Source organism: Brucella grignonensis (genome assembly GCF_002252505.1).
Lineage (GTDB): Bacteria > Pseudomonadota > Alphaproteobacteria > Rhizobiales > Rhizobiaceae > Brucella > Brucella grignonensis.
This window is the reverse complement of sequence record NZ_NNRL01000154.1, coordinates 12751-37086: the sequence shown is the minus strand read 5'-3', so window position 1 is coordinate 37086 and position 24336 is coordinate 12751. Positions and strand designations below refer to the sequence as shown.

The window sequence follows — 24336 nt, the reverse complement described above, 5'->3', positions numbered from 1 at the left end:
AACTGGGTTAGAGTTGCAGGCAGCCTATAATCAGCTATGCGTGATTTTGGTGCCGAGAACAGCGAGAAATTGCGACAACCACGCCGGATGGGCAGGCCAGGCAGGTGCCGTTACCAGATTGCCGTCCGTGACGGCCTGATCGACAGGGATATCCGCATAAGTTCCACCTGCAAGTTCTACTTCCGGGCGACATGCAGGATAGGCAGAGCAGGTGCGACCTTCCAGAACGCGCGCAGCCGCGAGCAGCTGTGCGCCATGGCACACAGCTGCAACAGGTTTGCCATTTTCAAAGAAGTGTTTGACGATGGCGATGACTTTATCATCAAGGCGCAGATATTCTGGACCGCGACCGCCAGGAATGACGAGCGCGTCATAGCTTTCAGCCTTCACATCGGCAAAGGTGGCGTTAAGTGTGAAATTATGACCTGGCTTTTCGGTGTAGGTCTGATGTCCTTCAAAGTCATGAATGGCTGTTGCAATTGCATCGCCTGCCTTCTTGTTGGGGCATACGGCATGTACTTTATGTCCGACGGCGAGAAGCGTCTGGAACGGAACCATGGTTTCGTAATCTTCGCAGAAGTCGCCGCAGATCATGAGAATCTTTTTGCCGGACATAATTTCCTCCCTGTAAACTTCGATGTCGATAGCGACAGTCTGGCATGGACGAGAAGGAAGTCGGTATTATTCCGCTACTACAGCTGATTTTCCATATCAAATGTAAGGGGAATCTTTGCGAATTTTTGTCAATTATGTCAGGGAAGCGCCATGATCCTAAAGCATCAGAGCGTATCGCACGTAATTTTACCGGATTTGCTCGCTCTGATTTCTTACAATTGTCGCATGGTCGCGGACGCTAAAATGAAACAGTTAGCACGCGCTATGCTTTAGCGGAAAATATCATGGCAGGAACAGACAAACAGCGCCCGATGATCACTGAAGGACCAGCGATCATTCTGGTTAACCCGCAATTGCCGGAAAATATCGGCATGGTGGCGCGCGCCATGGCGAATTTTGGTCTTGCCGAGTTGCGACTTGTCCAGCCACGTGAAGAATTCCCGAGCGAAAAGGCGCGGGCTGCCGCCAGCAAAGCGGATCATATCATCGACAATGCGGTCGTTTATGATGATCTGCCTTCGGCGATTTCTGATCTGAATTTCGTTTACGCAACCACCGCGCGCGAACGCGATGGCTTCAAACAAGTGCGTAGCCCTGTGGAAGCGAATGGCGAGTTGCGCCGTCGTTTTACGGCAGGTGAGAAGACAGGTATTCTTTTTGGGCGCGAGCGTTTCGGCTTAAGCAACGAAGAGGTTGGCCTTGCCGATGAACTGGTGACTTTCCCGGTTAATCCGGCCTTTGCCTCACTCAATATCGCACAAGCCGTACTGCTTATGTCATATGAGTGGATGAAATCGGGTCTCGAAAGCCAGACAGATACGGTTTTCCGTGGACCGGAAATGGAAGCGGCCCCTAAGCAGGAATTGCAGAGTCTTTTCAGTCATCTGGAAGAGGCGCTTGATGTACGCGGTTATTTCCGCCCTGAGGCGAAAAAAGAAATCATGGTCAATAATCTGCGCTCGGTGCTGACGCGTGCAGGTTTTGCATCGGCAGAACTTAAACTTCTGCGTGGCGTCATTACATCGCTTGATGTGTTTACGCCGAAAAAGCCGCGTGGTTCCGGTGCACCGGAAGGACGCGCTCGCAAACCCGCAACCGAGGATAAGGCTGAATGAAACACGCGTCCGCAGCTCACCTTTCCGAGACGTCGTCTGCCACCTGTGAAAAGCCCATATTGGTCTTTGACAGTGGTATCGGCGGTTTGACGGTTCTGCGTGAGGCGCGGGTGCTGATGCCTGACCGGCGATTTGTCTATATCGCGGACGATGCCGGTTTTCCCTATGGCGGATGGGAAGAAGAAGCGTTGCGCGCACGCATTGTCGAGCTTTTTGGCAAGTTTATTGCGGAGTACGATCCCGAAATCGCCGTTATCGCCTGTAACACGGCTTCAACACTGGTGCTGGATGATCTGCGGCGCGCTTATCCGGCCGTGCCTTTCGTTGGCACCGTGCCTGCGATCAAACCGGCCGCTGAACGTACAGCATCGGGGCTTGTTTCAGTTCTGGCAACGCCGGGCACGGTCAAGCGCGCCTATACTCGCGATCTTATCCAATCATTTGCCACGCAATGTCATGTGCGGTTGGTCGGAGCTGACAGGCTTGCCGCAGTCGCCGAAGCACATATTCGCGGTGAAAAGATCGATGAGGCGCTGGTCATCGAGCAGATTGCGCCGTGCTTCATCGAAAAAGACGGCGAACGCACGGATATCGTTGTGCTGGCCTGCACCCACTATCCATTTCTGGCAAATGTGTTTCGCCGATTAGCCCCCTGGCCAGTTGATTGGCTTGATCCGGCGGAAGCCATAGCACGGCGCACCGTATCCCTATTGCAGCCACGGCGGATTGATGAGGAGCTGCATCATCACGATGATCTGGCGGTGTTTACATCGCAGAAGCCGGATTATGCCATTCGTCGCCTGATGCAAGGCTTTGGCTTGCAGTTCGCCTGATCTGGCCTATGTTTTTCGATGTCGCAATTTTATGCGCATCCTGCAAGCATCAAGAGGCGAGCCATGACCGGAACAATCCCGCAAGTGAAACTGGCATCGGGTGCTCATGTGCCTGCACTTGGGCAGGGCACATGGTATATGGGCGAGGATCCGCACCAAAGGCGGCTGGAAGTCGAGGCGCTGCAATGCGGCATCGAACTTGGCATGACGCTGATCGACACTGCTGAAATGTATGCGGACGGCGGTGCAGAAGAAATCGTGGGCGAAGCGATCAAAGGTCGCCGTGATAGTGTTTTTCTCGTCAGTAAAGTGCTGCCGTACAATGCCTCCTTACAGGGTACGATTGAAGCGTGCGAACGTAGTCTCAAGCGGCTTGGTACTGAAAAGATCGATCTTTATCTGCTGCATTGGCGTGGGCGTTATCCGCTGGAGGAAACTCTGACTGCCTTTGAAGAATTGCAGCAGGCAGGCAAGATTGGCGCATGGGGCGTCAGCAATTTCGACACCGGCGATATGAAAGAAATGGCAGTCGTTACAGGCGGCAAAGCCGTGGCGGCCAATCAGATACTCTATAATTTGATCCGGCGTGGGCCGGAATTTGATTTAATGCCATGGTGCGCAGGGCAGAAAACTCCGCTAATGGCCTATTCACCGATCGAACAGGGCAGGCTTTTGGGGAATAGTGTGCTGCATGAAATTGCTGATGAATTAGGGGTTTCTCCGGCAGCGGTTGCGCTTGCCTGGACCATGCGCAATGGCGATGTGATTGCAATTCCGAAGACATCGAAGCTCGGTCATGTTCGTGAAAATCGCAACGCTGCGGATATAAGATTGACGGAAGAACAGCTGACTCTACTGGACAGAACTTTTGCTCCGCCGACGTGCAAGACAGCGTTGGAAATGCTGTAGACGAACAATGTTGCTGGAATAAAGGCAGCATGGTGCCTTGAACTCTGCGGCCTTTTTGCTTCGTTGTGTAAAAAGTGAGGTGTCACGTCCTCCCACAATTTGCAGGAAAAAAATTTCAACATCCAACAGGTTCATTTTCGGGAACTATCGGAGCGGTTGGCCGTTGTTTCTGGAGGTGAAACGCGGAGGTGAAGCTATGGACATTGTTGAAACACGTGTCAGTTCGCTTGGTGGTTTTGCAACCTATATGGTCGAATTCGTAACCGAGAGCGAAGAGCGGATTACGGTCAAGGTTGAGAATGATACTGAGGCCGAGCTTTCGCGGGATGCTGTGATACGCAAAGCGATACTCAAGCTTGGAGAGGCCTTAAACGTTGCCTGTATTGAGTGCGGTATTGAACCTGCAAGCTTGTTGACTGTTCCAAGTGCGCGTCGCGCAGGCGACAAATCAGAACTCGAGCGTCAGCTGGATGAAGGATTGGAAGATACATTTCCGGCAAGTGATCCAGTGTCGGTCACGAGCTCGACGATTGCCGGATTTGCAGGCCCCAGGCACTGATAGAACTCATTGATGGGACTTTAAGACAACGAAGCCAGGCTCTTTACCTGGCTTCTCAAGAGGTTCAGAAAATGAGTCTCTTTTCTTGTTTATCTAATTGAATATATTATAGATTGCGGCGCTTGCCTTCCATAAGATCAAGCACTGCACGTGCACAATCGAGTACATTGGAGCCGGGGCCAAAAACTGCAGAGACACCATGGTCGAACAGATACTGGTAATCCTGGCGTGGGACGACACCGCCACAAACAACAATGATATTTTCGGCGCCCTTCTTGCGAAGCGTATCCACGAGCTGCGGCAACAGCGTCTTGTGTCCGGCTGCCAAGGATGAAACACCCAATACGTGAACTTCGGCCTTGATGGCCATATCAGCTGCTTCTTCCGGCGTTTGAAACAGTGGGCCGGCGAGCACTTCAAAGCCAATGTCACCGAAGGCTGAAGCGATGATCTTCGCGCCGCGATCGTGGCCATCCTGACCGAGCTTGGCCACCATGATGCGCGGCTTGTCGCCTGTATATTTGGATAACTCTTCCAGACGATTCACGAGGGTCAGATATTCAGGCTCATTCTCGTAGGCTGCACCATAGACTTCTCTGACGACCTTCGGCACGGCTGCATGATCACCGAACGCGTTGCGCATGGCGTCGGAAATTTCGCCAACGGTTGCGCGGGCGCGCGATGCTTCGACGGCTGCCGCCAGAATATTGCCTTCGCCGGTCTTTGCGACCTTTTCCAACTCGGAAAGGGCTGCTTCGACTTTTGCCTTATTGCGAGTTTCCTTAATCCGGTTGAGGCGGGCGATCTGCGACTGGCGAACCGCCGAATTGTCGATCTCCAGAATATCGATTTCGTCTTCCTGTTCGAGGCGGAACTTGTTTACGCCAACGATGACTTCCTCGCCTTTATCAACCGCCGCCTGCCGTTTGGTGGCAGCTTCTTCGATCAGTCGCTTGGGCAAACCGCTTTCGACAGCTTTGGTCATGCCGCCGAGGCTTTCAACTTCCTCAATCAGCGCCCATGCTTTTTCGGCCAGCTCATTGGTCAGGCTTTCAATGTAATAGGAACCTGCCAATGGGTCGACGACCTTGGTGACGCCTGTTTCATTCTGCAAAATGAGCTGTGTGTTGCGGGCTATGCGCGCAGAGAATTCCGTTGGCAAAGCAATGGCTTCGTCGAAAGAATTGGTATGCAGCGATTGGGTGCCTCCGAGTGCTGCGGACATAGCTTCAAAAGCCGTGCGAACGATGTTGTTATAAGGATCCTGCTCTTGCAACGAGACGCCTGAAGTCTGGCAATGAGTGCGTAGCATCAGCGATCCCGGCTTCTTCGGATCGAACTCCTTCATGATACGCGACCAGAGCAGGCGCGCCGCGCGCAGCTTGGCGATTTCCATGAAGAAGTTCATGCCGATGGCGAAGAAGAACGACAGACGCCCTGCAAACTCATCGACATTGAGGCCCTTGTTAAGTGCTGCACGCACATATTCGCGACCATCGGCAAGTGTGAAGGCCAGTTCCTGAACCAGTGTCGCACCCGCTTCCTGCATATGGTAGCCAGAAATGGAAATCGAATTGAATTTCGGCATTTCGGCTGCCGTATAGGCGATGATATCCGCTATAATCCGCATGGATGGTTCCGGCGGATAGATATAGGTGTTGCGGACCATGAACTCTTTCAGAATATCGTTCTGAATGGTGCCGGAAAGCAGATCGCGCGACACGCCTTGTTCTTCACCTGCGACGATGAAATTGGCGAGGATCGGGATCACCGCGCCGTTCATGGTCATGGAGACGGAGATTTTCTCAAGCGGAATGCCGTCGAAAAGGATCTTCATGTCCTCGACGGAATCGATGGCAACGCCCGCCTTGCCGACATCACCTTCAACGCGGGGATGATCGCTGTCATAGCCGCGATGAGTGGCGAGATCGAAAGCCACCGACACGCCCTGCTGACCGGCGGCAAGTGCCTTGCGGTAAAACGCGTTGGAGGCCTCCGCCGTGGAGAAGCCCGCATATTGACGAATAGTCCAGGGGCGGCCCGCATACATCGTAGCGCGTGGACCGCGCAGAAACGGCTCGAAGCCGGGCAGGGTGCCAAGATGCCCAACTTGATTGAGGTCATCCGCAGTATAAAGCGGCTTGACGTCTATGCCTTCCTGTGTGTGCCAGACAAGGCTGTCTGCGGGGCGTTTCAGTTCCTTTTCGGCCAACGCCTCCCAGTCCGCACGGGTCTTCTGCGTCATTGGCTTATTCTCCATCCCACGAAGCCTTCACTCGAATTCCATAATGAGTTCATCAACCGCCAGGCTTGCGCCTTCTTCCGCAGCGATGCGTTTTACGGTAGCACGGCGTTCCGCACGCAGCACGTTTTCCATCTTCATGGCTTCCACCGTGGCAAGTGGTTGGCCAGCTTCGACCGTATCCCCGTGTTTCACAAGTACGGATGTAATGACGCCAGGCATTGGACAAAGCAGCATTTTCGATGTATCGGGCGGCAATTTGACAGGCATGAGTTTTGCCAGTTCAGCCACGCGTGGCGACCGCACATGTGCAACGACATCCATGCCACGCCAGCGCAGGCGCCAACCGGTTCCTGAACGCAAAACCTTTACGGCGATTGGTTTGCCTCCGACTGTGAATGATCCAAGCTGACTGCCCGGATGCCAATCGCTGGCGACCGGCAGACTTGAACCATCGACAAAGTTGATTATCGTTCCGCCTTCGCCTTCAGCAATCCGAACCGGCAGGCTGAAGCCACTGAATGTGACCACCCAGTCGGTTGGAATAGACTGTTTTTGTGCGGAAAGTTTGCCGGTAATTTGGCTGTTGCGCTGCTCGATAACCATGTTGATCTGGGTTGCTACCGTAGCCAGCACATGGGCATCTTCCTCGGATACTGTTACGCCTGCAAACCCATCGGGATATTCTTCCGCGATGAAGGCTGTGGTCAATGCACCAGCCCGAAATCGCGGATGATCCATAACGGCCGAAAGGAATGGCAGGTTGTGGCCAATGCCTTCCACTTCAAATGCATCGAGCGCTTCGCCCATGGCGTCGATTGCGCTCAACCGATCTGGTGCCCATGTGCAGAGTTTTGCGATCATGGGGTCATAATACATCGAGATTTCACCACCCTCGAAGACACCCGTATCGTTGCGGATGACTGAGCCATTTTTGTCGTGGCCTTCGACCGGAGGACGATAGCGCGTTAGTCTGCCAATGGAGGGCAGGAAGTTGCGATATGGATCTTCTGCATAGAGGCGGCTTTCAATAGCCCAACCGTTGAGCTTCACGTCAGCCTGCGTAATGCGCAGCTTCTCGCCTGAAGCCACACGGATCATTTCTTCAACCAGATCAATGCCGGTGATGAGTTCTGTCACCGGATGTTCGACCTGCAATCGCGTGTTCATTTCGAGGAAATAGAAATTGCGCTCGCCATCAACGATGAACTCGACAGTGCCTGCCGAATAGTAGCCGACTGCCTTGGAAAGCGCGACAGCCTGTTCGCCCATGGCTTTGCGGGTTGCTTCATCAAGGAAGGGCGAGGGTGCTTCTTCGATGACCTTCTGGTTACGGCGCTGGATGGAGCATTCGCGCTCGCCAAGATAAATGACATTGCCGTGCTGATCGCCGAGGACCTGAATTTCAATATGGCGAGGTTGCGTGACGAATTTTTCGATGAAGATGCGATCATCGCCGAAAGAGGATTTCGCCTCATTACGCGATAACTGGAAGCCTTCGCGGGCTTCGTCGTCGTTCCATGCAATGCGCATACCCTTGCCGCCACCACCGGCAGACGCTTTGATCATTACCGGATAGCCGACAGAAGTTGCAATTTTCACCGCCTCGTCGGCGTCTTCGATCAGCCCCATATGACCGGGAACGGTAGACACGCCTGCCTCAGCGGCCAGTTTTTTCGAGGTGATCTTGTCACCCATGGCTTCGATGGCATTCACCGGCGGGCCAATGAAGGTGACATTGGCGGCTTTCAATGCTTCGGCAAAGCGCGGGTTCTCGGACAGAAAACCATAACCTGGGTGCACTGCATCGGCACCGGTTTCCTTGATGGCCGCCAGAATTTTATCGACAACGATATAGGACTGGTTCGAGGGCGCTGGTCCGATATGTATGGCCTCATCAGCCATTTTGACATGCAGTGCATTTCGGTCGGCATCGGAATAAACCGCGACCGTCGCAATGCCCATTTTCTTTGCCGTTTTGATAACCCGGCAAGCGATTTCGCCACGATTGGCAATGAGGATTTTCTTGATCATTTTGTTCCCACCCATCGCTATCAAAGCGGAATTGTGTCGTGTTTCTTCCATGGCGTGTTCTGGCTCTTGTTACGCAGAGCAGAGAACGCGCGGGCAATGCGGCGGCGGGATGAATGCGGCATGATCACCTCATCGATGAAGCCGCGTTCGGCAGCAACGAATGGATTGGCAAAACGCTCTTCATATTCCATCGTTCGGGCAGCGATTTTTTCGGCGTCGCCAAGCTCTGAGCGGTAAAGAATTTCGGTGGCACCCTTGGCACCCATGACGGCGATCTCAGCTGTCGGCCATGCATAATTCATATCGGCGCCGATATGTTTGGATGCCATCACATCATAAGCGCCGCCATAGGCTTTGCGGGTGATGAGCGTAACCATCGGAACGGTAGCCTGACTATAGGCAAAGAGCAGTTTTGCGCCATGCTTGATGACGCCGCCATATTCCTGTGCCGTGCCGGGCAAGAAACCCGGAACGTCGACAAGAGTGAGGATCGGGATGTTGAAGGCATCGCAGAAGCGCACGAAACGTGCAGCTTTGCGCGACGAATCGATATCGAGGCAGCCAGCCAACACCATCGGTTGATTGGCAACGACGCCAATCGTCTGGCCCTCCATGCGGAAGAAGCCCGTGATGATATTCTTGGCAAAAGCTTCCTGAATTTCGAAGAAATCGCCTTCATCCGCCAGCGCGAAGATCAGCTCCTTCATATCGTAGGGCTTATTGGCGCTATCGGGGATCAGCGTATCAAGTCGCATTTCAAGACGCGCGGGGTCGTCGTGGAAGGGACGGGTTGGTGCTTTTTCGCGATTATTAAGCGGCAGGAAGTCGAACAGAAGACGCACTTGTTCCAGCGTCTCAATATCATTTTCGTAAGCGCCGTCGGCAACAGATGATTTTTTCGTATGGGTCGAAGCGCCGCCCAGTTCTTCCGCCGTCACAATCTCATTGGTGACAGTCTTCACCACGTCAGGACCGGTCACGAACATGTAGGATGAGTCGCGCACCATGAAGATGAAATCAGTCATGGCTGGAGAATAAACTGCGCCACCGGCACATGGGCCCATGATGACTGAAATCTGCGGAATAACGCCAGAGGCATCTGCATTGCGCTTGAAGACGTCTGCATAGCCAGCGAGCGAAGCCACACCTTCCTGAATACGTGCGCCACCCGAATCATTGAGGCCGATCACTGGTGCGCCGTTCTGCATCGCCATTTCCATGATCTTGCAGATTTTCTGTGCGTGAGTTTCAGAGAGCGAGCCGCCCAGAACGGTGAAATCCTGACTGAACACATAGACCTGTCGGCCATTGATCGTGCCCCAGCCGGTAACGACACCGTCACCCGCAATCTTCTGCTTTTCCATGCCGAAATCGGTGCAGCGATGGGTGACATACATGTCAAACTCCTCGAACGATCCCTCGTCGAGCAGCACGTCCAGTCTTTCGCGGGCCGTGAGCTTGCCCTTGCCGTGCTGGGCATCAATACGTTTTTGCCCGCCGCCGAGGCGCGCTTCGGCGCGACGTGCTTCAAGTTGTTCGAGAAGTTCCTGCATTCGCTATGCCTTTGGAAAGCTATGAAATTGCGGATTGTTATCCCAATGATTAGAGCCAGTATGCCGCATTCTGAAAGCTTGAAAAGGTGTGGCTGTGTAATTTATAAATTTGCAAATAGCGAAATGCGAATTTGCAAATATGGCACCGAGAAAACTTTACGTTGGCAGAAAGATCCGTGAGATACGCGAGCAGCATCGGACAACTCAGTCCGGATTTGCGGAACGCTTAGGTATTTCAACGAGTTATCTCAACCAAATCGAGAATAATCAGCGACCGGTTTCAGCTGCTGTTCTTTTGGCACTTGCCGAGAATTACCAGATCGACATTGGCGCAATTTCACTGGGCGATGATGATCGTTTGTTATCGGCGGTGTCGGAAGCCCTGGCTGATCCGGTCTTTGATAACTACAAGCCGAATTTGCAGGAGCTGAAGCTGATCACGCAGAACGCGCCGGGACTGGCACATGCGCTGATCGCCTGCCATCAGGCCTATCGGCGCAACAGCGAGCAGCTTGCGAGCCTTGATAATCAGCTTGGGCGCGCGCCATCGGTTGCCGAACCAGCGCCTTATGAAGAAGTGCGCGACTTTTTCCATTTTATCGACAATTACGTACATGAGATTGATATTGCAGCCGAAAAGCTTGCTGCGAAACTTGATATTCCGGGACGTGATATTGGTGTGGCGCTGTCGCAATATATGGAAAATCATCATCGGGTGCGGGTCGCACGCGCTGATCCGGATGAGGCAATTCTGCGTCGGTTCAATCCTGAAACCCGTATTCTACATCTCAATCCTTATTCGCCTGCTTCGACGCGAAATTTTCAGATCGCATTTCAGATTGCAGAACTGGAAATGGAGGAAATCGTCACGGCAATTGCGAAGCGTGCAGATTTTCGCTCAGCGGAAGCTGTCGAAATTTGCAAAATCGGACTGCGCAATTATTTTGCTGGCGCATTGATGCTGCCCTATCAAATATTTTTGTCGACTGCGAAGGAACTGCGGCATGATCTGGAATTGCTCGCCTCACGTTTTGGCGCAAGCCTTGAACAAGTCGCGCATCGGTTAAGCACCTTGCAGCGCTCGGGCCAGCGCGGTGTGCCAGTATTTTTTGCGCGTATCGACAGAGCGGGAAATATCACCAAGCGTCACAGTGCTGCCAAGCTGCAATTTGCGCGTTATGGTGCAGCCTGTCCGCTCTGGAATGTGCATCAGGCGTTTGAAACGCCGGGGCGCATTATTCGTCAGCTCGCCGAAACGCCTGATGGTGCACGTTATCTCTGTGTTGCTACGGAGCTTACAAAGAGTGAAGGCGGTTTTAATGCCCCGCAGCGCCGCTATGCCATAGCACTTGGCTGCGAGGTCACACATGCGCAGGACTTTGTCTATGCGGATGGGCTTGATATCGCCACGCGGTCGGCTTTTGATCCGATCGGTGTTTCTTGTCGCATCTGTGAGCGCGCTGAATGTGTTCAGCGCGCCGTGCCGCCACTCAAAAGTCGTATATCAGTCGATCACGACCGTCGTGGAATTCTGCCTTACAAGCTTTTGTGAAATCAGAAGCCTGCATGTTCTTTGAGGAATTCCGCTTCTTCGCTGGTCGTTTCGCGATCCAGCACCTTATTGCGGTGCGGGAAGCGGCCAAAGCGTTCGATAATGTCGTGATGCTGGTGTGCAAAGCCCAGTGAGAATTCATCGCCAAGCTTTTCATAAAGATCAACACAGCGCTTCTGATCGCTGAGATGTTCGCTATGCATGAAAGGCAGATAGAAGAACTGACGCTGTTCGGCCGACAATTTGCGGTCGAAATCATGGTCGAGGGCCTGAGCTGCCACATCGCGAGCGAGACCATCGCTTTCAAATGAGCGTGGAGAGCCGCGGAACATATTGCGTGGACACTGATCAAACAGAATGGTCAGTGCGAGAGCGCTTTCCGGCTGTTGTTTCCAGTCTTCGAGCTTATCGGCGCGAGCGTCTTCGTAGGCAGCCAGAAACTTCTCGCGGATTTCAGCATCGATTTCGTCGCTCTTGGTAAACCAGTGCTCCCGCATTTTGGCGGAGAACCAGAAATCGAGGATGTCTTTGGGTTGGTTGGCCATGGCTGCCTCTTTCCGGGGTTATGGAGTCTGGTTTGGCTGGTTTGGACTATCAGGCTGGGGGCAGGGCGGTTCGCCTTTGAAATTGCGCGAAGCGCAAGCGAATCGGTCGAACCCTTTACCTGCATCCATTGCCGCTTTTCCGGCACCGCAGCCGGAAAGGACAGCAAGCGAAATCAGTAGGACAGCTTTGGTCATCTGAAGTGTTTCCGGTTTCAATGTTGATGCTGATAATAGGTATCGCTGTGCATAGCGGCAATAGATACTCATATTTGTGATCAGCCGCGACCGCGATAATTGGGTACAGACTGCTCAGGAATCCAAACATTCTGAGGCGTTGCACCTGTTTGATAAAACACATCAATCGGGATGCCGCCACGCGGATACCAGTAGCCACCAATGCGCAGCCATTCTGGTTCCAGCAGATCAACAAGCCGCTTGCCGATTGTCACTGTGCAGTCTTCATGAAACGCGCCATGATTACGGAATGAGAACAGGAAAAGCTTGAGCGACTTGCTTTCAACCAGCCATTCTCCCGGAACATAATCGATCATCAGATGAGCGAAGTCTGGCTGTCCTGTCATGGGGCAGAGGGAGGTGAATTCAGGCGCTGTAAAGCGGACGCAGTATGGTGTTCCAGCCTGCGGGTTTGCAACCCTCTCAAGCACGGCCTCTTCAGGTGATTGCGGTACTGTGCTGTTCGATCCGAGTTGTTTCAGATCGGAATATATTGTCTTTTCAGACATTTGCGTGCCTTTTTAAAAGCCACGGTGCAGTCTTTACGCTTGCATATCAAGCGCTTGTCCTTGTTTTGACCGGGTAGGCTGCGACCGGTGGCAGATTGCCAATGGTTCCGAGTAGCAGTCATAGCCGAGCAGGTAAAGCCCATAAGAAAACCCGCGCTGTGGAGGCGCGGGTTAGTCAGGAGGAGTCTTTATGTCAGTTAGCGGCGATCAGAGAGCGCGCAGCCAATCGCCACGCCAATCAGGATTCCCAAAATGCCAGCAGTTCCGAAGAGTGTCGTTGCCGTGCCGGGATTTTCTTTGACCGTTTCTGCCACCGCCTGCCCGCGTTCGCGGACAACCTGAGCTGCATGGCGGAAACGACCGGAAGCATCTTCCAATGCGTCTTCTGCGTTATCTCTGAAGTCACTTGTGCGGGATGCCAAAGACTTAGACAGGCGTTTCAGCTCACCACGCAAATCAGAAATCTGTTGTTCCAGAGCCTGCTGAACGTCGTTAGCTGTTTTGTTATCGGCCATTTCAAACCTCCGTTGGAATTGATGCTGATAAAACGCTCATGCATCGGTTTGGTTCCAACGGGAGAAACAGAAGTCTAAGTGCTAACTCCCGGTCTTCTTTGAAAAGAATGGCAGAAAACTAAGGCCTCGCCCAATACAAACACCGCTGACGGCACCCACTGCTTTGAAGAGAAAGTCCGCGAATTCGCCGTGACGACCCGGAGCTAAGCGTTGGAGCAGCTCAAACATGCCCGCGCATCCAACAGTTAATAGCAACACAGCCATCCAGTGGCGTGGATAAGCCAGGGCAAACAGGAAGCCGACGAGGAAAAAGGCTACAAAGCGTTCCACATCGGCAGGTTCACCGGTGATGGGACGGAACTGGATCGGGCTTATCGTCACGATAAGAATTACTGCCAGAACCAGCCACGCGGCAAGGCGCAAAAGTCGCGTCATGAATTAAAAGGCCTTCTATTCTGCCGTGTAATTTCCGACAGGTTCGTCCTGATTGGGATCGCCGCAACGCTGATACATTCGATCAGTTATCGTCTTTTTCAGTCCATTGCCAAATGGCAATTCGTAATGCGCGATAACATCGACGCCCATACACCATTTAACATTCTCGGGAGAGAGGCCATAATTGGTCTCCAGAAAGTCAATGGCATAGTTCATGCCTTCTTCACAATCATCCGTTGTGCAGAAATTGCCGTCTCTCGCCAGTTGCCGGATCGAACCTTCGCCGATCTTCTGGACCACAGGTTCAACCGCAAAAGGTGCTGCGCCGGCAAGCGCAACAATAACCAGTCCAATGAAGGTATATTTTATAGAACGCCGCATGAATCGCTGTCAGTTACCAATCCTGTTGTTCCTGTTGTCACTTCATAACGCATGAGCGGCACTATGATGGCAAGGCTGTGTGATGAATGTGGTGGCTAGTTATGGGCAATATTAATGATTGTGACGGTTTAATATTGACTTTTACGTAAATGCGGTTGCACAACAATTGCCTGCATATTGCAAGACTGGGATGTTGTAGTGCGCGAATATTATACGATTACGGAACTCACGCGGGAATTCGGGATATCGACCCGGACGTTGCGTTTTTATGAGGATGAGGGGCTGATTGCGCCGGTACGGCGTGGTCGCACACGCTTGTTCAGGCCGTCCGACCGGCACCTTCTCAAGCAAATCATGCGGGGAAAGCGTCTCGGATTTTCGATCGCCGAGATCCACGAGATTGTGCAGATGTATCGTGAACCGCCGGGTGAAACCGGTCAGCTCAAGCTCTTGATGAAGCGCGTTGAAGAAAAGCGTAGCGATCTTAGGCAAAAGCGTCGCGATATTGACGAGACGCTTGCTGAACTCGATCAGGTTGAAGAAGCTTGTATTGAACGTTTGGCGGAGCTTGGCGTTTCAACATAACAATCAGGGCTGATTATCTGGCACTGGTGAGCAGATTTCCGCGATTTGCTGGACTGTGCTGTTGTTATTCTGGTCAGCTTTTCCGCTGAAGACATCGTCAAACAGCTTCGCCTTGTCGAGCTCACTGACCACGCAACCACAGAATTGGGCACAGAGTGCTTCGCTGCCATTCTGCATGCAGGATGATACGCAGGATTGTGTGAACGCTTCACGCGGCGCTGGTTGTGCTGCTGGCATGATCTGCGAAAAGACATAGACCAGCCCGATCAATACTGGCTGGTGGATCAGATAGAATGCAAGGCTATGGCGACCGATAAAGGTCAACGGCTTTTGCAGAAATTGTGGTTGAATGCCGCCTGAAAGCATGGGTAACCAGTTGAAGCGCTCGAAGATGCGCGCAGCCGCAATACCAAGCAAAACAGCACCAAACCATGGAAACAGTGGTACATAATCGTTGGAACGGGGCGGAACCGTCGAAAGTCCGATCCAAGCAAGCCACATCCGGTTGAAAATATCAGATTGTGCGTAAAGCGGCGCTGTAATGACAAAGGCTGCCACTATGAGCGTTACAACGGCGGGCAGGCGTAGAAACAATAGACCGAGTACGCTGGCCAATGCGATTTGGTGCAAAATGCCAAAGAAGATGAAGTTATCCGGCGACATGTAATAAGTCACCGCTGAGATTGCCGCTGCAGCCGCCACAATCTGCAAGAGACGCTTTCCTACAGCATTCCACCGAATGGCGCGACCATGTGCGAGAACAAGGCTGAATCCGACCAGAAACAGGAAGCTTGATGCGATGCAGCGGGCAAAAATCTTCCATCCGCCGTGCGCCGTGGTGGCTGGCGCCATATAGCCGAAAAACTCAAGATCCCAGCCGAAATGGTAAATCGCCATCGCAATGAGCGCTACGCCGCGCGCAATATCGATTCGCTCCAGGCGCGGGCGGGTTGACGGCGTTACGGTCGCTTCGGCATTGCTCTGCATATTTCTTCCCGAACTATGACATTAGAGCGCGTTTCGATCTGATTGAATCAGATCTGCGCTCATACCTTTGATTTAACACGCATCTTGTCCGAAAACCGTTTCACCCTTTTCGGGATGCACTTAAGAGTCGAGCAGATTTCTATCACATGCGATTGCATGGCTATAGTATGTCAGAGAGCCGGATTCGTCCGGATCGGATTGACTGTGCACTTTATCGGCGGAGCTCGCGTTGTTTTTCAGTATTTCCAAGCTTTTTTGGCTGTTTTTTCAGCCGCTGACAATCATCTTCGTGTTTCTGCTGCTTGCATTTGTGCTGATCTGGACCGGGTTTAAAAAACTTGGGCTGACAACGCTTGTTGTCGGTGCAATCGTCTTGTTTGTCAGTGGATATACAACGCTTGGTTCCATGCTCCTCGTTCCGCTGGAGGATCGTTTTCCGAAACAGACCGAGCTGCCGCAACGTGTCGACGGCATTGTGGTTCTGGGCGGCTATATGAACGGCGATATCAATGCTGGCCGACCGGGATTTGAGCTGAATAGCGCTGCTGATCGTATCTTTGAAACAATGCGACTTGCGCGGCTTTATCCTGACGCAAAAGTTATCGTATCGGGAGGAGATGGTGCCTTCTTTGAAAAAGCCGTACCTGAAGCCGATAGCACACGCACAATGCTGACTGATCTCGGCTTTTCCGGCGAACGCTTCTTTTTTGAGAACAAATCACGGAATACGGTGGAGAATGCCGAGTTTTCCAAGGTGTTGGCACAGCCAAAACCCGGCGAAACATGGCTTCTTGTCACGTCGGCATATCATATGCCTCGTTCGATCGGATGCTTCCGGAAAGCGGGTTTTGAGGTAGTTGCATGGCCGGTCGACTACAAAACACCTGCAAAAGAGAGTTTTTCTCTCTATCTCGAATCGCCCAATGAGGCCTTGTCGCGCTTTAGCGTGGCGATGCGTGAATGGGTGGGGCTCACCGCATATTGGCTAACCGGTAAGACAGATATGTTGTTGCCTCACACCTGATGCCGCATTTCTGCCGCGACTTTAAAGCTTTTGTTAAGTATAGCTATTGTTAAGGTTCTGATACTAAAACAGTTTTCGAAGCGATGGGGAATGAGGTAGTGGAAGGCGTCGCATTTCCGCCATTTTTCACAGTTGCGTTTCATTGGCTTCAGGATTATATCTCCGGTAACAGCGTTGTGAAGGACGCTGATTATAAGAGTTGCACAACAAGGTTGTAAAAATCTCCATGGACGAAACCGTTCAAAAATCCTGCTGGGGCGTTACGCTCTGGGCAGTCGTTGGCCTCGCCACTATCATCATCATGGCCTACCTTTTCTCCGCTTGATGCGGGTGCGATAGTTTCCGAAAAGATGAAGAACTTTTCGGATAGAGCTTTCCATTTGATATGGACAGAACGAACGTTTGCATTCGGACTGGAATGCGAAGGTTGCTGCTTTGCGTAAACCGGAAATTTAATGCCGCATTTCGGCATTCTGTTGGCGTTGCTCCTCTCCTACACTATCTGATAATGGTGTAATATTATTGCGCGTGTCTGATAGACCGATGCTATAGATTGCACTCCCCATTTGTGGGTCGGAATAGGTGTAGAATGTTTCTGTCGGTATTCGATCTTTATAAGATTGGCATTGGGCCTTCGAGTTCACACACGATGGGCCCGATGACGGCTGCCCACATGTTTCTTGATGAGCTGATCAGTGGCAATTGGCCGAAGCCGACCAATGCCAAGGTTTATCGATTGAAGGCCAGCCTTCATGGCTCGCTTGCCTATACCGGTGTTGGGCATGCCACAGATCGCGCAGTGATTCTCGGTCTCTGTGGCTACACACCTGATTCGATTGATCCCGATATCATGGACAACGAAGTCGAAAAGGTTTCGCGCGCAAAGACTGTGCAACCTGCTGGTCATCCGGCCTATCAGTTTGATCCTAAAACCGATCTGGTTCTTGATCGTAAAACGCCTTTGCCCGGCCATGCCAATGGCATGGCTTTCGAGGCTTACGACAAGAGTGATCGACTATTGCTTCGTCGCGTCTATTTCTCGATTGGCGGTGGCTTTGTTGTTACTGCGGAAGAACTGAGCCGTGTGCAGACTAGCGGGGGTAAGCGCGAGGAAAAGGCTGATGTGCCTTATCCATTCAACAATGCCGCTGAAATGCTCGAGATGGCGCGTAAAAGCGGCCTTTCTATCGCTGATATGAAGCGTGCCAATGAAGAATGTCATATGTCCTGTCTTGACCTCAACGAAGGTCTTGATCGCATATGGGGCGCAATGCGCGGCTGTATTGAGCGTGGTCTGAGCCGCGATGGCATCATGCCTGGCGGCTTGAAAGTGCGTCGCCGTGCACGCCAGCTTTTTGAACGGCTGGAAGACGATTGGCGCAATAACAAAGTCAATCCGTTGCTCGCCAATGACTGGTTGTCTGTCTATGCGATGGCAGTCAATGAAGAGAATGCTTCGGGCGGTCGAGTTGTGACTGCCCCGACCAATGGTGCGGCGGGCGTTGTGCCTGCAGTTCTACGTTATTATTTGCATTTCCATGACGATGCAGATGAGAAGGGCATTCGCGATTTTCTGCTGACCTCTGCCGCTATCGGTGGCGTGATTAAGCATAATGCGTCTATTTCAGGCGCAGAAGTGGGATGCCAGGGTGAAGTCGGTTCGGCTTCAGCTATGGCTGCGGCTGGTCTTGCCGCCGTTCTTGGTGGCACACCGGAGCAAATCGAGAATGCTGCTGAAATCGCTCTGGAGCATCATCTTGGTATGACCTGTGACCCTGTGGCCGGACTTGTTCAGGTGCCTTGCATCGAACGCAATGCGCTTGGCGCTGTGAAGGCTGTAACTGCTGCATCACTGGCGGTTAAAGGCGACGGTCAGCATTTCGTGCCGCTTGATGCCTGTATCGAAACCATGCGTCAGACAGGCCATGATATGAGCGAACGTTATAAGGAAACCAGCCAGGGTGGTTTGGCTGTCAATGTGGTTGCCTGCTGAGATAATGTTCTTATCACTTGAAGCCTTCATTGAGCTTGGCTAAATCAGCTCCATGGCACTTAATCTCGTCAAACTTTGCGTCGGTTGCGACAGCATCGAAGATCTCGCAGCCTGGATCGATTTCAGGCTTGCTGAGCAGCGTGCTGCTGGGCTGGTTCCCGAGCAGTTTCACACCACGCGTATGGTTCCCAAGCGTGTTGATGAACTGCTGGAAGGCGGTTCGCTCTACTGGGTGATCAAGGGCAATGTGCAGTGTCGGCAACGCCTGCTGGATATCCGGCCATTTACAGATGAGCAGGGCATCAATCGCTGTCATCTGATACTGGAGCCAAAGATTCATCCGACCCAATGGCAGCCGCGGCGCGCCTTTCAGGGCTGGCGTTATCTCAGTGAGAATGAGGTTCCGCTGGATGAAGCTGCCGGAAAGCCCGGTAGGGCTGCTTTGCCATCCGAGTTGCGGCAGGAGCTTGCTGCTCTGGGATTGCTCTGACTATTTGCTTTTGTGCATTGTCCCAAAAGTCGTTCAGAAATGAAAAAGGCCTGCCAAAACTGGCAGGCCTTTCGTTTTGGCTTGTGACGGCCTCAGCTTTCGATGGTGAGACGTACTGCAACTTTGTCTGATGTCACCGGCAAGGTCATACGCATCATTGTACGCGGCTGTATCATGCGACGGTTGCGAGCGGCGTGGCTTACCAGCAATCCAACCAGATCGCGCGTATGGAAGCCTTTTCCATGACGCACGTCAGCAATGCGAATCGCTGCCTGCTTCAAAGCCTGAACAGAGAACAGGGAACCCAGTCCTGAGGGGCGAGGTGCCTGTTCAGTCCATGTGTGGGCCTTTAGAGCATATTGTCCGATCGGTTCATTCATATTCGACATCTCGAAACCCTTTACACAGTACAAATCTCGGGTTTAAAGCGGTGCAAGAGGGGTATCCCTCCTGCGTTCGGATTGTTCTCTCGTCGCATTGTCCCGCGCAAATCCGCTTCGCACTTTTGCTGGAAACACGACTTTTTCGACGCATGTCTTTATCCCAAAACCGGTTTCCACTTTTGGGAGACATGTTTAGTTCGCGACTGCGTAGCAGCCGAAGTTCTTCTTTTTCAGCGATGCGCATGCATCCCATGCAGCCTGCTTCGAGGAGAAGCCTACAAAGCGTGCACGGTAGAAAGTGGAGCCGCCCTTGGTGAAGGTTTCAGTGTAAGGCGAAGCCGAGCGCAGCGAACCACCGACCGAAGCTGAAGCTTTGGTGAGCATGTCGCGTGCCTGACCTTCACTTGGAAGCGAGCCAACCTGAATTGCCCAGCCACCGCTTGCAGGTGCTGACGCGGTCGTAACGGGATCAATGTCGTGAGCAGGAGCGGCGGGAACCGCTGCTTTCGGTGTTGGGCGAACTGCTGCCTGCGCGGCCATTGCTGCGGGACGCTGCGTTGGAGCTGCGAGAGCCAGAACCTGCGGCTGATCAACGTCACCTTCGCCGCTTTCGTCGTTGATGGCGTCTGCTACCTCCGTGATCTGGCGGGCAACCGGAACGGGAGCATTCCGTGCTTTTGGAAGATCGACAGATGCAACGACCTGTGGAACGTTCCCGCGCATTGCGACGAGTGGTTCGGAAACGCGGCCACGCGTGGCTAGCGGCAGATATTTGCGGATCAGCTGGGCCATGTGGGCGTCACGGCTTGCACCGGTGTTGCCACCCATCACAACTGCAACCAGACGACGGCCATCGAGATTGACCGAAGAGGCGAGGTTGTAGCCGGATGCATTGGTGTAGCCGGTCTTGATGCCGTCAACGCCTTCAACGCGACCGAGCAAACGGTTGTGACCGTTGATTGTCTGGCCACGGAATACGAAATTGCGGCGCGAGAAATAGGAGAATTCCTGTGGGAAATGCTGACGAAGCGCGATGCTGAGGATCGCCATGTCGCGTGCTGTCGTAACCTGCGACATGTTTGGAAGGCCCGACGCATTGCGGAATGTCGTGTTGCTCATACCAAGGCGACGGGCTTTAGTTGTCATCATCTGGGCAAAGCGTTCTTCGGAACCACCGAGGAATTCACCCGATGCTGTGGCAACGTCATTGGCCGACTTTGTCACCATGGCAAGGACAGCGTCTTCAACACGAATGCTCTGGCCCGGCTTGAAGCCGATCTTTGTTGGAGGACGTGCGGCAGCATAGGCAGAGATCGGAATGCGGGTATCTTTATTGATGCGACCGGATTTCATCGCTTCAAAAAGCATATAAATGGTCATCATTTTGGTCAGCGACGCAGGATAACGCTTGGCGTCTGCATTGGATGCAAACAGTGTTTTGCCTGTGTTCGCATCGATTACGATCGCAGCATACCGATCGCTAGCCGCTACGGCTGGCACCGTTGTAGAGGCTGTGGAACAGCCTGTTACGACAGCGAGAAGAAGGGTGGCTTGCGCCGCTCTTTTCAAGGCGTATGCGACTTTACTGAATGCGGTACGCACGATGATGACCTGCCTGTATCCCGGTTTTTTTGAACTGCGGCGCAAAGGGCACACAGCAATCTAATTCCGTGACCTTACTGTCATCAGCGTTACCAATCCGTTTATGGTAACCGGCTTATTCATAAAATTTGAAAAAATTGCCTGTCAGTTTTTTCAGTCGAACTGTGGATTCCGCTGAAGCGACAAGGTTTGCCTTTCGAGGGACTGTGATTTCCCGATAAACTTATTGAGATAATTGTGCCAATGCTGCGGCTTGTCATAAGTCTCGGTTGCAAGTGTCGCCGAAGGGCTTAAAATCAGCGCATGACGTCCTACATATATGGGCAAGCAGGCAGATAGTAGGGTCCAGATGTCTGGGTCCTCAAACTGGGCATTGGGTGATAGTTTTTATGCGGCATTCTAATCCAGTCATGCAGAGCAAGACCAACGGCGGGAACGGACCGGACAACGGCACCGTGGTGGTCACGCGTACGCAGCCGAAAACAAAGAAGCCAAGCCTCTATCGCGTCCTGCTTCTCAATGATGACTATACTCCCATGGAGTTTGTCATTCATGTCCTGCAGCGTTTTTTTCAAAAAAACATGGACGATGCGACGCGTATCATGTTGCATGTTCATAACCACGGTGTCGGCGAGTGCGGCGTATTTACATACGAAGTTGCCGAGACCAAGGTTAGTCAGGTCATGGATTTTGCCCGCCAAAACCAGCATCCATTACAATGTGTAATGGAGAAAAAGTGAGGTCATATGCCATCGTTTTCTCCCAGCCTTGAAAGGGCGCTGCATCAGGCGCTTACCATCGCGAACGAGCGGCATCACGAGTATGCGACGCTCGAACACCTTTTGCTTGCCCTGATCGACGATCAGGATGCAGGTGCAGTGATGCGCGCCTGTAACGTCGATCTGGAGCATCTCAAACGGATCGTTACAGATTACATCGACCGTGAACTGGATAACCTCGTCACAGGCTATGATGAGGATTCCAAACCCACGGCAGCTTTCCAGCGCGTGATTCAACGCGCAGTTATCCACGTTCAGTCCTCAAACCGTGAGGAAGTGACTGGCGCAAATGTGCTCGTTGCCATTTTCGCGGAGCGTGAAAGCCATGCTGCTTACTTCCTGCAGGAACAGCAGATGACGCGTTATGATGCCGTCAATTATATCTCGCACGGCATTTCGAAGCGTACACAGAGCAGCGAACCACGCACGCCGCGTGGTGCGGAAAGCGCCAGCGAAGAGCGCACAAGTGTAGAGCCGGAAGAAGGCGCAAAGAAAAAGCAGGATGCTCTTTCTGCCTATTGCGTCAATCTGAACGAAAAAGCCAAATCCGGTCGCATCGATCCGCTCATCGGACGTGACAGCGAAATCAGCCGCACCATTCAGGTTCTTTGCCGTCGCTCGAAGAACAATCCGCTCTATGTGGGTGATCCTGGCGTCGGTAAAACTGCGATTGCCGAAGGTCTGGCCAAGCGTATCGTTGAAGGCGAAGTGCCGGAAGCGCTCGCCGATGCTACGATCTTTTCGCTCGATATGGGTACGCTGCTTGCTGGCACCCGCTATCGCGGTGATTTCGAAGAGCGCTTGAAACAGGTTGTGAAAGAGCTCGAAGATTATCCGGGTGCGGTTCTCTTCATTGACGAAATTCATACGGTAATCGGCGCAGGTGCTACGTCGGGCGGTGCAATGGATGCATCGAACTTGCTCAAGCCTGCGCTGTCTTCCGGTGCAATCCGTTGCATCGGTTCGACCACCTATAAGGAATATCGTCAATTCTTCGAGAAAGACCGCGCACTGGTTCGTCGCTTCCAGAAGATTGACGTCAATGAGCCGTCCATCCCCGATGCGATCGAGATCATGAAGGGGCTGAAGCCGTATTTTGAAGACTTCCATAAGGTCAAATATACGGGGGATGCCATCAAGTCGGCTGTGGAGCTTTCCGCGCGCTACATCTCGGACCGCAAGTTGCCGGACAAAGCCATCGACGTGATCGATGAAACTGGTGCAAGCCAGATGCTTCTGCCGGAAAACAAGCGGAAGAAGACGATTGGCGTGAAGGAAATCGAAGCAACGATTGCCACAATGGCGCGGATTCCGCCCAAGTCGGTTTCCAAGGATGATGAGGTTGTGCTTTCGCATCTCGATGCGGAACTCAAGCGAGTCGTCTATGGTCAGGATCTGGCAATTGAAGCACTTTCGGCTGCAATCAAGCTCGCTCGTGCGGGCTTGCGTGAGCCGGATAAGCCAATCGGTTCTTATCTGTTCTCCGGTCCAACAGGTGTTGGTAAGACGGAAGTGGCCAAACAGCTGGCAAGCTCGCTTGGCGTGGAACTGCTTCGTTTCGACATGTCCGAATATATGGAGCGCCACACCGTATCGCGTTTGATCGGTGCACCTCCCGGCTATGTCGGTTTCGATCAGGGCGGCCTTCTGACCGATGGTGTTGATCAGCATCCGCATTGCGTGCTGCTGCTCGATGAAATCGAGAAGGCACATCCAGACCTTTACAACATCTTGTTGCAGGTCATGGATCATGGTTCGCTGACCGATCACAACGGCAAGAAGATCGACTTCCGCAATGTGATTCTGATCATGACCACCAATGCCGGTGCTGCCGATATGGCAAAGGCTGCGATTGGTTTTGGTTCTACACGCCGCGAAGGCGACGATATGGAAGCGATCAACCGGCTGTTTACGCCGGAATTCCGCAACCGTCTCGATGCAATCGTGCCGTTCGGTCCGCTTCCGGTGCCTGTCATTCATCAGGTTGTGCAGAAGTTTGTGCTTCAGCTTGAAGCCCAGCTTGCAGAACGTGGTGTGACTTTCGAACTGACAGAAGCCGCTATCGCATGGCTTGCGGACAAGGGGTACGACGAGCGCATGGGCGCGCGTCCGCTGGCTCGTGTTATTCAGGAGCACATCAAGAAGCCGTTGGCTAATGAAGTGCTGTTTGGCAAGCTCAAGCATGGTGGTACAGTCCGGGTCGATGTAACGACGAAGGACGATGGTAAGACCGATCTCGTGCTTGAAAGTGTCGCTGACAAGCCTGTGAAGCCTAAGAAGGATATTCCTCCGGAAAAGAAGCTTCCGCAGCGCAAGAAAGCCGCACCTAAAAAGGCCGAGAAGGAAAAGGTACTGGCTGGCAAGGACGATGAAGTCTCTGCCAAGCCTGCAACCAAATCCACCACGGCAAAGTCGTCAGTACCCAAAGTGCCGCGCAAGAAATAAGCTCTACGGAAAGGCCC

At 52.8% G+C, this 24336-nt stretch carries 23 protein-coding genes; 11 read left to right on the top strand and 12 right to left on the bottom strand.

Features of this window, described 5'->3' with window-relative positions; genetic code table 11:
- Nucleotides 1-30: 30 nt before the first annotated feature.
- Nucleotides 31-615 carry a DJ-1/PfpI family protein gene (locus CEV33_RS06870; protein ID WP_094539737.1) on the bottom strand — a complete coding sequence of 195 codons (585 nt, stop codon included), beginning with the start codon at nucleotides 613-615 and terminating at the stop codon, nucleotides 31-33.
- A gap of 284 nt (nucleotides 616-899) precedes the next feature.
- Here CEV33_RS06870 and CEV33_RS06865 point away from each other — a divergent pair, with 284 nt between their 5' ends.
- The 4 genes from CEV33_RS06865 to CEV33_RS06850 all read left to right on the top strand — a co-directional run bounded on the left by CEV33_RS06865 (nucleotide 900) and on the right by CEV33_RS06850 (nucleotide 4031).
- Entirely contained in the window at nucleotides 900-1730 is an 831-nt protein-coding gene (locus CEV33_RS06865) for an RNA methyltransferase (protein ID WP_094539736.1), read from the top strand.
- Complete coding sequence (murI, locus tag CEV33_RS06860; protein WP_094539735.1) at nucleotides 1727-2563, top strand: glutamate racemase; 837 nt, start codon at nucleotides 1727-1729, stop codon at nucleotides 2561-2563. The genes CEV33_RS06865 and murI overlap by 4 nt, the downstream gene beginning before the upstream one ends.
- 63 nt (nucleotides 2564-2626) lie before the next feature.
- Nucleotides 2627-3472 (top strand): aldo/keto reductase, encoded by an 846-nt coding sequence (locus CEV33_RS06855; RefSeq protein ID WP_094539762.1) that lies wholly within the window; start codon nucleotides 2627-2629, stop codon nucleotides 3470-3472.
- Nucleotides 3473-3668: 196 nt separating this feature from the next.
- Entirely contained in the window at nucleotides 3669-4031 is a 363-nt protein-coding gene (locus CEV33_RS06850) for a hypothetical protein (protein WP_094539734.1), read from the top strand.
- 106 nt (nucleotides 4032-4137) lie between these two features.
- Here the strand turns inward: CEV33_RS06850 and scpA are convergent, their stop codons facing one another.
- The 3 genes from scpA to CEV33_RS06835 are packed head-to-tail and all read right to left on the bottom strand — an operon-like array spanning nucleotide 4138 to nucleotide 9860.
- On the bottom strand, nucleotides 4138-6276 hold the full coding sequence (gene scpA / locus CEV33_RS06845) for a methylmalonyl-CoA mutase (RefSeq protein WP_094539733.1): 2139 nt from the start codon (nucleotides 6274-6276) through the stop codon (nucleotides 4138-4140).
- 27 nt (nucleotides 6277-6303) lie between these two features.
- Entirely contained in the window at nucleotides 6304-8307 is a 2004-nt protein-coding gene (locus CEV33_RS06840) for an acetyl-CoA carboxylase biotin carboxylase subunit (RefSeq protein WP_094539761.1), read from the bottom strand.
- A gap of 20 nt (nucleotides 8308-8327) precedes the next feature.
- Complete coding sequence (locus CEV33_RS06835; protein WP_094539732.1) at nucleotides 8328-9860, bottom strand: acyl-CoA carboxylase subunit beta; 1533 nt, start codon at nucleotides 9858-9860, stop codon at nucleotides 8328-8330.
- A gap of 139 nt (nucleotides 9861-9999) precedes the next feature.
- Between CEV33_RS06835 and CEV33_RS06830 the strand changes: the two genes are divergently transcribed.
- Nucleotides 10000-11412, top strand: a complete 1413-nt coding sequence (locus tag CEV33_RS06830) for a helix-turn-helix domain-containing protein (RefSeq protein WP_094539731.1) — start codon at nucleotides 10000-10002, stop codon at nucleotides 11410-11412.
- A 2-nt stretch (nucleotides 11413-11414) separates the two neighbouring features.
- Here CEV33_RS06830 and CEV33_RS06825 read toward each other — a convergent pair whose 3' ends face one another.
- From CEV33_RS06825 to CEV33_RS06805, 5 genes are all read right to left on the bottom strand, one after another.
- Nucleotides 11415-11957, bottom strand: a complete 543-nt coding sequence (locus CEV33_RS06825) for a DUF924 family protein (protein ID WP_094539730.1) — start codon at nucleotides 11955-11957, stop codon at nucleotides 11415-11417.
- Between the two features lie 275 nt (nucleotides 11958-12232).
- Nucleotides 12233-12700 (bottom strand): preQ(1) synthase, encoded by a 468-nt coding sequence (gene queF, locus CEV33_RS06820; protein ID WP_094539729.1) that lies wholly within the window; start codon nucleotides 12698-12700, stop codon nucleotides 12233-12235.
- A 197-nt stretch (nucleotides 12701-12897) separates the two neighbouring features.
- The gene (locus CEV33_RS06815) at nucleotides 12898-13215 is read right to left on the bottom strand and encodes a DUF883 family protein (RefSeq protein ID WP_094539728.1); all 318 of its coding nucleotides are present in this window, start codon (nucleotides 13213-13215) and stop codon (nucleotides 12898-12900) included.
- Nucleotides 13216-13296: 81 nt separating this feature from the next.
- Nucleotides 13297-13650 carry a VanZ family protein gene (locus tag CEV33_RS06810; RefSeq protein ID WP_094539727.1) on the bottom strand — a complete coding sequence of 118 codons (354 nt, stop codon included), beginning with the start codon at nucleotides 13648-13650 and terminating at the stop codon, nucleotides 13297-13299.
- A 15-nt stretch (nucleotides 13651-13665) separates the two neighbouring features.
- Nucleotides 13666-14031, bottom strand: a complete 366-nt coding sequence (locus CEV33_RS06805; RefSeq protein WP_094539726.1) for a hypothetical protein — start codon at nucleotides 14029-14031, stop codon at nucleotides 13666-13668.
- Nucleotides 14032-14229: 198 nt separating this feature from the next.
- Here CEV33_RS06805 and CEV33_RS06800 point away from each other — a divergent pair, with 198 nt between their 5' ends.
- Entirely contained in the window at nucleotides 14230-14616 is a 387-nt protein-coding gene (locus CEV33_RS06800; RefSeq protein WP_094539725.1) for a MerR family transcriptional regulator, read from the top strand.
- Between the two features lie 3 nt (nucleotides 14617-14619).
- Here the strand turns inward: CEV33_RS06800 and CEV33_RS06795 are convergent, their stop codons facing one another.
- On the bottom strand, nucleotides 14620-15603 hold the full coding sequence (locus CEV33_RS06795) for a heparan-alpha-glucosaminide N-acetyltransferase (protein WP_094539724.1): 984 nt from the start codon (nucleotides 15601-15603) through the stop codon (nucleotides 14620-14622).
- Between the two features lie 229 nt (nucleotides 15604-15832).
- Here CEV33_RS06795 and CEV33_RS06790 point away from each other — a divergent pair, with 229 nt between their 5' ends.
- The 3 genes from CEV33_RS06790 to CEV33_RS06780 all read left to right on the top strand — a co-directional run bounded on the left by CEV33_RS06790 (nucleotide 15833) and on the right by CEV33_RS06780 (nucleotide 19110).
- Nucleotides 15833-16627, top strand: a complete 795-nt coding sequence (locus CEV33_RS06790; RefSeq protein WP_094539723.1) for a YdcF family protein — start codon at nucleotides 15833-15835, stop codon at nucleotides 16625-16627.
- 589 nt (nucleotides 16628-17216) lie between these two features.
- On the top strand, nucleotides 17217-18620 hold the full coding sequence (locus CEV33_RS06785; protein WP_094539722.1) for an L-serine ammonia-lyase: 1404 nt from the start codon (nucleotides 17217-17219) through the stop codon (nucleotides 18618-18620).
- A 52-nt stretch (nucleotides 18621-18672) separates the two neighbouring features.
- Nucleotides 18673-19110, top strand: coding sequence for a DUF1489 family protein (locus tag CEV33_RS06780; protein ID WP_094539721.1), 438 nt, complete (start codon nucleotides 18673-18675; stop codon nucleotides 19108-19110).
- Between the two features lie 92 nt (nucleotides 19111-19202).
- Here the strand turns inward: CEV33_RS06780 and CEV33_RS06775 are convergent, their stop codons facing one another.
- Together CEV33_RS06775 and CEV33_RS06770 are read right to left on the bottom strand one after the other, a co-directional pair.
- A complete protein-coding gene (locus tag CEV33_RS06775; RefSeq protein ID WP_094539720.1) occupies nucleotides 19203-19499 on the bottom strand; it encodes a hypothetical protein in 297 nt (98 codons plus the stop codon).
- A gap of 186 nt (nucleotides 19500-19685) precedes the next feature.
- Nucleotides 19686-21095 (bottom strand): D-alanyl-D-alanine carboxypeptidase, encoded by a 1410-nt coding sequence (locus CEV33_RS06770; protein WP_094539760.1) that lies wholly within the window; start codon nucleotides 21093-21095, stop codon nucleotides 19686-19688.
- 389 nt (nucleotides 21096-21484) lie between these two features.
- On the opposite strand from CEV33_RS06770, the gene clpS reads away from it, so the two are divergent.
- Both clpS and clpA read left to right on the top strand, forming a co-directional pair.
- Complete coding sequence (gene clpS / locus CEV33_RS06765) at nucleotides 21485-21835, top strand: ATP-dependent Clp protease adapter ClpS (RefSeq protein WP_024897070.1); 351 nt, start codon at nucleotides 21485-21487, stop codon at nucleotides 21833-21835.
- Nucleotides 21836-21841: 6 nt separating this feature from the next.
- A complete protein-coding gene (gene clpA / locus CEV33_RS06760) occupies nucleotides 21842-24319 on the top strand; it encodes an ATP-dependent Clp protease ATP-binding subunit ClpA (RefSeq protein ID WP_094539719.1) in 2478 nt (825 codons plus the stop codon).
- Nucleotides 24320-24336 lie beyond the last annotated feature (17 nt).

Coding starts and splice junctions, on each gene's coding strand:
- clpS (WP_024897070.1), top strand. CDS start 21,485: ATGCGGCATTCTAATCCAGTCATGCAGAGCAAGACCAACGGCGGGAAC.
- CEV33_RS06835 (WP_094539732.1), bottom strand. CDS start 9,860: ATGCAGGAACTTCTCGAACAACTTGAAGCACGTCGCGCCGAAGCGCGC.
- CEV33_RS06780 (WP_094539721.1), top strand. CDS start 18,673: ATGGCACTTAATCTCGTCAAACTTTGCGTCGGTTGCGACAGCATCGAA.
- CEV33_RS06840 (WP_094539761.1), bottom strand. CDS start 8,307: ATGATCAAGAAAATCCTCATTGCCAATCGTGGCGAAATCGCTTGCCGG.
- CEV33_RS06830 (WP_094539731.1), top strand. CDS start 10,000: ATGGCACCGAGAAAACTTTACGTTGGCAGAAAGATCCGTGAGATACGC.
- CEV33_RS06795 (WP_094539724.1), bottom strand. CDS start 15,603: ATGCAGAGCAATGCCGAAGCGACCGTAACGCCGTCAACCCGCCCGCGC.
- CEV33_RS06785 (WP_094539722.1), top strand. CDS start 17,217: ATGTTTCTGTCGGTATTCGATCTTTATAAGATTGGCATTGGGCCTTCG.
- CEV33_RS06805 (WP_094539726.1), bottom strand. CDS start 14,031: ATGCGGCGTTCTATAAAATATACCTTCATTGGACTGGTTATTGTTGCG.
- CEV33_RS06865 (WP_094539736.1), top strand. CDS start 900: ATGGCAGGAACAGACAAACAGCGCCCGATGATCACTGAAGGACCAGCG.
- murI (WP_094539735.1), top strand. CDS start 1,727: ATGAAACACGCGTCCGCAGCTCACCTTTCCGAGACGTCGTCTGCCACC.
- CEV33_RS06825 (WP_094539730.1), bottom strand. CDS start 11,957: ATGGCCAACCAACCCAAAGACATCCTCGATTTCTGGTTCTCCGCCAAA.
- CEV33_RS06775 (WP_094539720.1), bottom strand. CDS start 19,499: ATGTCGAATATGAATGAACCGATCGGACAATATGCTCTAAAGGCCCAC.
- clpA (WP_094539719.1), top strand. CDS start 21,842: ATGCCATCGTTTTCTCCCAGCCTTGAAAGGGCGCTGCATCAGGCGCTT.
- queF (WP_094539729.1), bottom strand. CDS start 12,700: ATGTCTGAAAAGACAATATATTCCGATCTGAAACAACTCGGATCGAAC.
- CEV33_RS06855 (WP_094539762.1), top strand. CDS start 2,627: ATGACCGGAACAATCCCGCAAGTGAAACTGGCATCGGGTGCTCATGTG.
- CEV33_RS06870 (WP_094539737.1), bottom strand. CDS start 615: ATGTCCGGCAAAAAGATTCTCATGATCTGCGGCGACTTCTGCGAAGAT.
- scpA (WP_094539733.1), bottom strand. CDS start 6,276: ATGACGCAGAAGACCCGTGCGGACTGGGAGGCGTTGGCCGAAAAGGAA.
- CEV33_RS06850 (WP_094539734.1), top strand. CDS start 3,669: ATGGACATTGTTGAAACACGTGTCAGTTCGCTTGGTGGTTTTGCAACC.
- CEV33_RS06810 (WP_094539727.1), bottom strand. CDS start 13,650: ATGACGCGACTTTTGCGCCTTGCCGCGTGGCTGGTTCTGGCAGTAATT.
- CEV33_RS06815 (WP_094539728.1), bottom strand. CDS start 13,215: ATGGCCGATAACAAAACAGCTAACGACGTTCAGCAGGCTCTGGAACAA.